The organism is Streptomyces sp. NPDC001502 (assembly GCF_042894785.1).
In the GTDB taxonomy this organism is placed as follows: Bacteria; Actinomycetota; Actinomycetes; order Streptomycetales; family Streptomycetaceae; genus Streptomyces; species Streptomyces kutzneri.
This window is the reverse complement of record NZ_JBIAVW010000037.1, coordinates 48536-57787: the sequence shown is the minus strand read 5'-3', so window position 1 is coordinate 57787 and position 9252 is coordinate 48536. Positions and strand designations below refer to the sequence as shown.

Annotated in this window: 10 protein-coding genes and 1 pseudogene; 8 read left to right on the top strand and 3 right to left on the bottom strand. The window is 73.7% G+C overall.

Annotated elements, in window-relative coordinates:
• The 4 genes and pseudogenes from ACFY0D_RS38330 to ACFY0D_RS38315 form a co-directional block, all read left to right on the top strand.
• Positions 1–237: pseudogene (locus tag ACFY0D_RS38330) on the top strand (MFS transporter); the annotation flags it as partial.
• 112 nt (positions 238–349) lie between these two features.
• A complete protein-coding gene (locus tag ACFY0D_RS38325; protein WP_390802506.1) occupies positions 350–1213 on the top strand; it encodes an alpha/beta hydrolase fold domain-containing protein in 864 nt (287 codons plus the stop codon).
• 1 nt (position 1214) lies between these two features.
• Positions 1215–1736, top strand: coding sequence for a hypothetical protein (locus ACFY0D_RS38320; RefSeq protein ID WP_390802505.1), 522 nt, complete (start codon positions 1215–1217; stop codon positions 1734–1736).
• A gap of 13 nt (positions 1737–1749) precedes the next feature.
• Entirely contained in the window at positions 1750–2772 is a 1023-nt protein-coding gene (locus tag ACFY0D_RS38315) for an LLM class flavin-dependent oxidoreductase (protein ID WP_390802504.1), read from the top strand.
• On the opposite strand, the gene ACFY0D_RS38310 is transcribed toward ACFY0D_RS38315, so the two are convergent.
• The 3 genes from ACFY0D_RS38310 to ACFY0D_RS38300 all read right to left on the bottom strand — a co-directional run bounded on the left by ACFY0D_RS38310 (position 2736) and on the right by ACFY0D_RS38300 (position 5617).
• On the bottom strand, positions 2736–3278 hold the full coding sequence (locus tag ACFY0D_RS38310; RefSeq protein ID WP_390802503.1) for a GNAT family N-acetyltransferase: 543 nt from the start codon (positions 3276–3278) through the stop codon (positions 2736–2738). The genes ACFY0D_RS38315 and ACFY0D_RS38310 overlap by 37 nt on opposite strands.
• Before the next feature lie 156 nt (positions 3279–3434).
• The gene (locus ACFY0D_RS38305; RefSeq protein ID WP_390802502.1) at positions 3435–4430 is read right to left on the bottom strand and encodes an SDR family NAD(P)-dependent oxidoreductase; all 996 of its coding nucleotides are present in this window, start codon (positions 4428–4430) and stop codon (positions 3435–3437) included.
• Entirely contained in the window at positions 4427–5617 is a 1191-nt protein-coding gene (locus ACFY0D_RS38300; RefSeq protein WP_390802501.1) for a glycosyltransferase, read from the bottom strand. The genes ACFY0D_RS38305 and ACFY0D_RS38300 overlap by 4 nt, the downstream gene beginning before the upstream one ends.
• 73 nt (positions 5618–5690) lie before the next feature.
• Between ACFY0D_RS38300 and ACFY0D_RS38295 the strand changes: the two genes are divergently transcribed.
• The 4 genes from ACFY0D_RS38295 (at position 5691) to ACFY0D_RS38280 (ending at position 9196) form a co-directional block, all read left to right on the top strand.
• On the top strand, positions 5691–6437 hold the full coding sequence (locus ACFY0D_RS38295; protein ID WP_390802500.1) for a response regulator transcription factor: 747 nt from the start codon (positions 5691–5693) through the stop codon (positions 6435–6437).
• On the top strand, positions 6434–7819 hold the full coding sequence (locus tag ACFY0D_RS38290; RefSeq protein WP_390802499.1) for a sensor histidine kinase: 1386 nt from the start codon (positions 6434–6436) through the stop codon (positions 7817–7819). Before ACFY0D_RS38295 ends, ACFY0D_RS38290 begins: the two co-directional genes overlap by 4 nt.
• A 295-nt stretch (positions 7820–8114) precedes the next feature.
• Positions 8115–8420 carry a peptidoglycan-binding protein gene (locus tag ACFY0D_RS38285; protein WP_390802498.1) on the top strand — a complete coding sequence of 102 codons (306 nt, stop codon included), beginning with the start codon at positions 8115–8117 and terminating at the stop codon, positions 8418–8420.
• On the top strand, positions 8417–9196 hold the full coding sequence (locus ACFY0D_RS38280; RefSeq protein WP_390802497.1) for a tyrosine-protein phosphatase: 780 nt from the start codon (positions 8417–8419) through the stop codon (positions 9194–9196). The genes ACFY0D_RS38285 and ACFY0D_RS38280 overlap by 4 nt, the downstream gene beginning before the upstream one ends.
• Positions 9197–9252 lie beyond the last annotated feature (56 nt).

Sequence of the window (9252 nt, the reverse complement as noted above, 5' to 3'; positions counted from 1 at the left end):
TTCATGGTGACGGCGACGACGGGTCTGCCGGATCACGAGCAGGGTATGGCGACGGGGCTGGCGACGATGACGCAGCAGGTCGGTATCACGATGGGTACGCCGATCATGTCGGCGATCGCGGCGGCCAACAGCGACATCCATGCGGGGATCACGACCGCGGTCATCGTGAACACCGCGATCGTCCTCGTCGGCACCCTCACCACCGCCCTCTTCCTCCGCACCAAGCAGCCCAGCTGACGAAGTGCGCGCCTCCACTAAGGCAACTCCGCCTTGTGGCAGCCCTGCCCCGGCCGCGAACGTTGGCCCCGGGCCCGGCGCGAGCGCCGGCTACCGATGGAAAGGAACCCCGATGGCCACACCCACCGTCGTCAGCTGGGAACAGGTGTCCGTGCCCACCCCGTCCGGGCACCTTCCCGCCCGGGTGTACCGGCCCGGTACCGCTTCACCGCAGGGCTGGCTGGTGTGGGCCCACGGGGGCAGCTGGCGTGCCGGATCCGCCCAGGACTGGCACGGCGCCACCGCCGAACTCGCCCGCCACTCCGGCTTCGGCGTGGTCAGCGTCGACTACCGGCTGGCCCCCGACGTACGCCACCCGGCCATGGTCGAGGACATCCTGTCCACCCTGACCTGGGCCGGGGAACAGCAGGACGGGCCCGCCGGAGCCGTGTCCGTCCTGGCCGTCGGCGGGGACAGCGCCGGCGGCACCCTCGCCGCCTCGGCCGCCCTCGTCTGCCGCGACCGCGGGGTCCCGCTGGCCGCGCAGGTGCTGGCGTACCCGCCGCTGGACCCCGCCTGCGCGGCGGCCTCCTACCACCGCTTCCCCGACCTGTTCCCCACGGCCGCCTACCTGATGGCGGCCTGGCAGGACTACCGGCACCCCGGCCGGCCGGTCGCCGCGGACGGCGCCCGGCTCCACAGCACCCCCTTCGAAGCCGCCGACCTGCGCGGACTCGCACCGGCCGTGATGGCCACCGGCGACCTCGACCCCGTCAGCGACGACGTGCACCACTACGGGCGCCTGCTGCGGGCGGCCGGGGTGGAGGTCGCCCTGCGGGAGTTCCGGCAGACGGGCCACGGGGCGTTCCTACAGCCCGGCCCCGGCCCGGGCGGGCACCCGACGGCGTCGATGCGCGGCTGGCTCGGACTGGCCCTGCGCCGGCTCACCTCACCGAACGACCCCGAAACCGCACCCTCTTCCCCTCCCTGGAGCTGACATGACCACCTCCGACGTCCCCAACCTCGACGCCCTGCTGCGCCACTTCGCCGATCTGCGCGACGGCATCCACGGCGGCTCCGTCTCCCGCCCCGACAAGGAGGAGCACTTCCGTACCGCCACGCGCCTGCTGGACCCGTACGCCCGCCAGGCGCTCGGCGAGCTCAACGACGAACTGCTCCTCGGACAGGGCGTGATCGACGCCGGCGGCGTCCAACGAGCCGACGACCGCAGCCTCTTCCACGCCTGGACCCTGTGGTGGGACGAGCAGTCGGCCGCCGACATCCCGCCCGTGACGCTGTACGCGCACTACGGAGCCTCCTTCCACCACCCGCACCTGCGGGGCGCGACGGTCTCCGAATGGCCGCTGAACGTCTTCGACGACGCACAGGCCGCCGCCGAACTGCCCACCCTGCGCGCGATCGCCGCCGCGGACCTCCACAACCTGGTCTTCGAACGGGACTTCAGGATCGTGCCCGCGACCATGGCGGGCGCCACCGGTCTCCCCGTCCACCAGCACTGAAAGGCGGCCCGTCATGACGAAGCTGCGACTGTCCTTACTCGACCAGACCCCGGTCGGCGAGGACCACACCCCGGACCAGGCGCTGCGCGCCTCCGTGGATCTCGCCCGCGCCGCCGAGGGCCTCGGCTACACCCGCTACTGGGTCGCCGAACACCACGACTCGCCCGGCTTCGCGAGCAGCGCGCCGGAGATCCTCGCGGGCACCCTGCTCGCCCACACCTCGCGGATGCGGATCGGGACCGGCGGGGTGCTGCTGCCCCGCTACGACCCGGCGAAGGTGGCCGAGGTGTTCGGCGTACTGGCCTCCCTCCACCCGGGACGGGTCGACCTCGGCATCGGCCGGGCCGGCGGCCCCGCCCGCGACTTCCCGCAGCGGCTGGCGCAGCTGCACGCCCTGCTGGGCGAGGGCGGAGTCGTCCCGCACGCACCGGTCCCGCCGCAGATGTGGCTCCTCGGCGCGGGACGCGAGTCGGCGCGGCTGGCCGGGCTGCTGGGTACGGAGTTCGCGTTCGGGCACTTCTTCTCCCCGGCGGGCGGCCAGGAGGCCTTCGAGGACTACCGCGACCGGTTCCGCACCTCCACGGGCGACCGGCCGGGCGGCGCGCTCGCGGTACGCGTGGTGACGGCGGACAGCGCTGGCCGCGCCGAGGAACTCGCCCAGAGCCTGCTGCTGTGGCGAGCCCGCAAGGACCTCGGCCAGGACGGCCCGCTGCCGTCGTACGAGACCACGCGCCGCCACCGCTGGACGGGCGCGGAACTGGAACGGGCCAAGGTGCACCGCACGGCCCTCGTCTCCGGGGCGCCGGAACAGGTGTCCGCGGTACTGACGGCCCTCGCCGGGAGCCACGGCGTGGACGAGCTGATCGTCAACACCCTGACCTGCGACCCGGCGGACCGCCGACGCTCGTACGAGCTGCTGTCCGAGTCCTTCGCCCTCCCGGGCCCCGATCCGCGATCCGCGGCCGCCCCGGTGGGAGCCCCCGGCCCGGCTCTGCGGGGTCAGGAGCGGTCGAGGCCCCAGGTCTGGAGCGCGTAGGCCCGGCCCTTCTCCTCGCCCGTGATCAACGGCACGTCGAGGAGGCGGAAACCGGCCCGGGTGGCCACGCCGACGCTGGCGGCGTTCTCGGCCTCCAGCTCCAGGATCACCTGGTCCACGCCCAGCTGCTCGAAGGCGTACGCGGCCATCACCCGCACCGCGCGGGCGGCCAGCCCCTGGCCCCGGTACGCCGGACCGAGCGCGTATCCGAGCTCCGTGCCCTCGGGCGCGCGCTTGAGCATCACCTCGCCGAGCGGGGCGCCGCCGTCGACGGTGATGGCCAGCAGGAGGGCCGTACCCTCCTTGCGCAGCTCCCGCGCCCGGTTCAGACGGTTGCGGGCGGCCTCGTCGTCGAAGGGGGAGACGATCGGCGTCCAGTACGCGATGTCGGGGTGGTCGAAGAGCTCGGGCATCGACGCCAGGTCCGCCGCCGTCCAGTCCCGCAGGACCAGGCCCTCGCCCGTCAGCTCCATCCGGTCGGGAAAGGACGGCGTCGTGCTGCTCATGCGGGAGGACCTCCGTGGTCGGTGCGGGACGAACCAAGATATCCGGCGACCGGTCATCGGTTCACCGGGTTATCCGCCCGGTGTCATCTCCGTGCCGGCCCGAACGCGGTCGTTCCGACCACCTGCGGTGATCCGTACGACCCCGCCTCACCATCCCTAGACCGCGTACCGGTCCGGGGCGAAGAGGGAAGGGTTCGCCGCGATCCAGTCCGAGGTGCGGCGCAGCCCCTCCTCCAGGCCGACCCGGGGCCGCCAGCCGGCCCAGTCACGGGCCCGGGAATTGTCCGACAGCAGGCGCTGGACCTCGCTGCCCGACGGGCGCAGCCGGGTCGGGTCCACCACGACCTCCGCGTCCCGGCCGGAAGCCGTGATCAGGGCCTCGGCCAGGGCGCCGACCGAGATCTCCTCACCGGTGCCGAGGTTGACCACCTCACCCAGCGCCCGGTCGCACTCCGCCACCGCCAGGAAGCCCTCCGCGGTGTCCGTCACGTACGTGAAGTCCCGGGTCGGCGTGAGCGAGCCGAGGCGGATCTCCCGGGACCCCGCGTGCAGCTGCGCCAGGATCGTCGGGATGACAGCGCGCGCCGACTGGCGCGGCCCGAACGTGTTGAACGGGCGCACCACCGTCACCGGGAGCTCGAAGGCGTGGTGGAAGGAGAGCGCCATCATGTCCGCGCCGATCTTCGACGCGGAGTACGGGGACTGCGGCTGCAGCGGGTGGCTCTCGGAGATCGGAGCGGTCAGCGCCGTCCCGTAGACCTCACTGGTCGAGGTGTGCACGAGACGCCGTACGCCGTGCCGCCGGCAGGCCTCCGCCACGTTCTGCGTGCCCGTGACGTTCGTCTGCACGTACGCGCCCGGCGAGGCGTAGCTGTACGGGATCCCGATCAGCGCCGCCAGGTGGAAGACGGTGTCGCAGCCGGCCACCGCGTCGCTGACCCGGCCCGCGTCACGGACATCGCCCGCCCACATCTCCACCGGACCGTCCGGGTCGGCGAGGTAGCGCGCCAGGTGGCCCTTCTCGGCGTACGGCTTGTAGTGGACGAAGGCGCGCACCCGCGCCCCCCGCGACACCAGCAGGTCCACCAGCGTCGAGCCGATGAAGCCCTCCGCGCCGGTGACGAGGACGGTGCGGTCGGTCCAGCTGTTCATATGCGCTCCAGGTGAGGGGTGGGGACAAGGCCGGCGACGCGCAGGACTTCGGCGGCCAGCAGTTCGGCGGCCCGCGCGTGCGGGCCGGGGTCGGCGGCGCCGGCCATCGCCGACAGCCGCGCCGGGTCGGCCAGCAGCGGCCCGATGAGGCCGGCGAGACGTTCGGCGGTGGCCTCGGCGTCGGGCAGCAACAGCCCCGCGCCCGCGTCCGACAGCACCCGCGCGTTGTGGGTCTGGTGGTCGCCGGGCGCGTACGGGTAGGGCACCAGGACCGACGGGACCCCGGTCGCCGCCAGCTCGGCGACGGTCGCCGAGCCCGCACGGCACACCACCAGATCGGCGGCCGCGTAGACGAGATCCATCCGGTCCAGGTACGGCACGGCCCGGGCGATCCGCTGCCCGCCGGACGCCGCCAGCTCGGCCACCGCGTCCGGCAGCGCGGCCGGACCGGTCTTGACCAGCAGCTGTACGTCGTCCCGGTACTGCCACAGGCCCGCCAGCGCGACCGCCGCCCGCGTGAGTCGGACCGCGCCCAGGCTGCCGCCGTTGAAAACGATCAGCCGGCGCCCGGCGGGCACCCCGAGCGCGCGGCGGGCCTCCGCGCGCAGCGCCGCCCGGTCGGGTCCGGGCAGCTCCGCGAGGCCGGACAGGGCCGCCGAGATCGGCATCCCGGTGGTCAGCGCCCGGTCACCGCCCGAGAGATGGCCCCGGCTGCGGTCGAAGGCCACCGCGACGTGCGGGGTGAGCCGGGCCGCGAACTGGTTGGCCCGGCCGGGCACCGCATTCGACTCGTGTATCACGGCCGGCAGCCCCGCCAGCCGGGCGCCGAGCACGGCGGGGGCGCTCGGATATCCGCCCATGCCCACGACGACGTGGGCACCCTGCGCCCGGATCACCGCACGCGCCTGGTGCGCCGAGCGCAGCAGCGCCGCGGGGAGCAGGTACCGCTTCGCGCCCAGCGCGGGATCGAAGGGGATCATGTCGACGGTGTGCAGGCGGTAGCCGGCGCCGGGGATCAGCTCGGTCTCCAGGCCCCGCTCGGTCCCGATGAACGAGACCACGGCTCCGGGCACGGCGCCGCGCAGCGCCTCCGCGAGGGCGAGACCGGGATAGATGTGCCCGCCGGTGCCGCCCGCACCGATCACGACGGAGAGTGCCGCGGTTGTGCGGTGTGTGGTGGTGGTCATGTGCGCACACTCCCGGTGCGCCCTAAGAACGTTCTAAGAGGTTCTCTCAGAAGCCTTTGGCAGGCTTTGCCCCATGAGCTCCACGGACAGCACAGGCAGCACGCGCGGTACAGGCGGTACAGGCGGCACGGGCAGGCAGCGCATCCTCGTCGTCGACGACGAGCCCGAGGTGCGGGCAGCCGTCGAGGACGGGCTCGCGGTCGAGGGGTACGAGGTCCGGGGCGCCCCGGACGGCCTCGCGGCGCTCTCCCAGGTCGCGGCCTGGGAGCCCGACGCGGTCGTCCTCGACGTGATGATGCCCGTACTCGACGGCCTCGCCGTCTGCCGGCAGCTGCGGGCGCTGGGCGACCGTACACCCGTCCTCGTCCTGACCGCGCTCGACTCCGTCAGCGAGCGCGTCGACGGACTGGAGGCGGGCGCCGACGACTACCTCGTCAAACCGTTCGCCCTGGACGAGCTGATCGCCCGGGTGCGCGCGCTCCTGCGACGGGCCGCGCCCGGACCCGCCGGCACCGCTGCCGCCCCGCTCGGCTTCGCCGACCTCGTCCTGGACCCCGCGACCCGGACCGGGCGCCGGGGGAGCCGTCCGCTGGAATTCAGCCGTACCGAAGCGGCCCTGCTCGAACTGCTCCTGCGCCACCCCGGCCAAGTGCTCCCGCGCGAGCTGATCCTCGAACTGGTGTGGGGACGGGACTTCGGGCCGGACTCCAACTCCCTCGCCGTCTACGTCGGCTACCTGCGCCGGAAACTGGAGGCCGCGGGCGAGCCCCGGCTGGTGCACACCGTCCACGGGGTCGGCTACCGGCTGGACGCGGCGTGAGCGGCGGCCGCCGGCGGCTCGGCCGGGTCTGGCGCAGGCGCGGCCCGCTGCGCACCCGGCTGGCGCTGTCGGTCACCGCCGCCGTGGCCCTCGTGGCCGTCGGGGTGTGTGCGGCGGCGTACCTGGTGGTCCGGTCCGCACTCTACGAGCAGCTCGACCTCAGCCTCACCCAGTCCGCGCGGCTCGCCGCCCAGCGCAACCCGGGGGCCGCGCCGGGCACCCTGGCCGGGGAATGCCGTTTCCTGGCGGCGCCCGCCTGCGCGGAGGTCGTCCCCGCCGACCCGGCCGACGACCCCCGCCCGCCGGGACAACTCCCCGTCGCTCCCGCCGCACGCAAGGTCGCCGAAGGCACGAAGTCCCCCTACTACACGAACATCACGGTCGCCGGACACCCCGCCCGGATGCTCACCACCGACTACGCCAAGGGCCGCGCGCTCCAGGTCGCCCTGCGGGCCGACACCGTCGAGGACGGTATCGAGGAAGCCGCCCGCTGGCTGGTCCTGACCGCCGCCGCCGGCGTCCTGCTGGCTGCGTTCCTCGGCTACTGGGTCTCACGGACCGGCCTGGCCCCGGTCGCCCGGCTCACCGCGACCGCCGAGCGGATCGCCGCCACCCGCGACGCACGGCACCGGATCGAACTGCCGCCACCGGGGCGGGAGGACGAGATCACCCGGCTGGCCACCAGCTTCAACACCATGCTGGGGGAGCTCGAACAGTCGGTCGCCGCGCAGCGCCAACTGGTCGCGGACGCCTCCCACGAACTGCGCACCCCGCTGACGGCACTGCGGACCAACGCCGAACTGCTGGCCCGGGCCGATCGGCTCACCCCCGATCAGCGCGAGCGCGCCTCGGCCGCGCTGGGGCGCCAGCTGCGGGAGGTGACGGGGCTCGTCAACGACCTGATCGAGCTGGCGCGCGACGAAGAGCCGCAGCCGCTGGTGGAACAGGTCCGGCTGGGTGCGCTGGTGGAGCACTGCGCGCAGGCGGCGCGGACGCACTGGCCGGCCGTGCCCTTCCACGTACGCGTGCCGGCCGAGCCCGTCGTGGTGCCGGGGGTACCTGCGCGACTCAGCCGGCTGCTGGGGAACCTGCTCGACAACGCGGCCAAGTTCAGCCGGGACGGGCTGCCCGTCGAGGTGGAGCTGGTGGCGGGCGTCCCGGGCCGGGGACCGGAACTGACGGTCCGTGACCACGGCCCGGGCATCTCGCCGGACGACCTGCCGCACGTCTTCGACCGGTTCTACCGGGCCGGGGCGGCCCGCGCCCTGCCGGGGTCCGGACTGGGCCTCGCCATGGCGCGGCAGATCGCACGGGCGCACTCCGCCGAGCTGACGGCGGAGCAGGCCCCGGGCGGGGGTGCACTGTTCCGGCTGACGTTCTGACCGCCCCCGGCAGCTGCTCCGCGTGACGGGAGTCCGCGGGAGGGTCCCCGTGACGAACCACCGGGCCGACGAGTCCCGCGTACGCCGGCAGGCCGACTGAGCGGCCCCGAACCGCGGGACGTCCCTGGGGCGAGCCCTGGAAAGTGGCTCTGAGCTGGGCGGATGTTCGTTTCCTCATCGACAGGGGACGCTTTCCCGTGTCCTCATCGCGCCGCATCCGCCCCCTGGCGGCCCTCGCGCTCGCCGCGTCCGCCATTGGCACGCTGCTGGTCACCGCCCCCACCGCCCAGGCCAGTTGGGGGCGCTGGTCCGCACGGGTTTCGTCAACTCCGCCGATGCCCCGCCCTTCATCGACGGCTTCTTCAGCCCCAAGACCGAGGCGGCCGTGCTGCGGTTCCAGTCGACGTACCCGCGGGAGACCGGCGGCCCGGACGGCATCGTCGGCGTCAAGACCTGGGGAGCCTCATCCCCGCCGCGGAGGGCTGAGTCCCGCTTCCCGATTGTGATCTTCGACCCAGTCTCCTGTGGTCACCCCGTCGGGCGGCCGACCTGCGGCAGGGTGTTCGGCAAGGAGTCCGAAGACGGGGGAGAGATCCGGTGAAGCGACACGTCGAGTTCGAGCGTCTGCACAACTTCCGTGACCTGGGCGGCTATCGGTCCGCCGACGGCCGGACCGTCCGGTGGGGGACGGTGTACCGGGCCGACTCGCTCGGCAAGCTGGCGGGCGGCGACTGGGAGCGGTTCCTGGAGCTCGGGATCGGGACCGTGATCGACCTGCGGTACCCGTGGGAGATCGAGGCCAAGGGCCGGGTGCCCGAGGCGGAGCGGTTCCGCTACGTCAACCTGAGCATCGAGCACCGGCCCTACGACCAGGCCGAGATCGACCCGGACATCGACCCCTGGCGCTACCTCGCGGACCGGTTCGCCGAGGTCACCGAGGACGGGGCCGGGGAGATCCGGCAGGTCCTGGAGGAACTGGCACAGGCGCCCGGCCCCCTGGTCTTCCACTGCACCTCGGGCAAGGACCGGACCGGGCTCATCGGAGTCTTCCTGCTGACTTTGCTCGGGGTGGACCGGGCCGACGTCCTCGCCGACTTCGCGCTCACCGAGCTGGCCACCGAGCGGCTCGCCGCCGACTGGAGGGCCGCTCACCCGGGCCGGGTCATGAAGTGGCCGAGTTACGGCCGCGCCCCCGCCGTGATCATGGAGTTGGTGCTCGCGGACCTGGAGGCCCGGTACGGATCCGTACACGGCTACCTCACCGACCGGGTCGGCCTGTCGGAGCGGACCGCGGAGCGGTTGCGCTCCCGCCTGCTGACCGGCGGCGGTGACATCGACGGCGGCAGCGACGGAGGTGAAGGCGGCCGCGCGACGTGAAGTCGCTCTGGTGGCGCCACCGGCGCGTCTCCTACCATCGGAACACGGGTGGGGGA

Excerpts from the sequence above, each read along its gene's own strand:
- ACFY0D_RS38325 (WP_390802506.1), top strand. The coding sequence starts at position 350 with ATGGCCACACCCACCGTCGTCAGCTGGGAACAGGTGTCCGTGCCCACC.
- ACFY0D_RS38320 (WP_390802505.1), top strand. The coding sequence starts at position 1,215 with ATGACCACCTCCGACGTCCCCAACCTCGACGCCCTGCTGCGCCACTTC.
- ACFY0D_RS38315 (WP_390802504.1), top strand. The coding sequence starts at position 1,750 with ATGACGAAGCTGCGACTGTCCTTACTCGACCAGACCCCGGTCGGCGAG.
- ACFY0D_RS38310 (WP_390802503.1), bottom strand. The coding sequence starts at position 3,278 with ATGAGCAGCACGACGCCGTCCTTTCCCGACCGGATGGAGCTGACGGGC.
- ACFY0D_RS38305 (WP_390802502.1), bottom strand. The coding sequence starts at position 4,430 with ATGAACAGCTGGACCGACCGCACCGTCCTCGTCACCGGCGCGGAGGGC.
- ACFY0D_RS38300 (WP_390802501.1), bottom strand. The coding sequence starts at position 5,617 with ATGACCACCACCACACACCGCACAACCGCGGCACTCTCCGTCGTGATC.
- ACFY0D_RS38295 (WP_390802500.1), top strand. The coding sequence starts at position 5,691 with ATGAGCTCCACGGACAGCACAGGCAGCACGCGCGGTACAGGCGGTACA.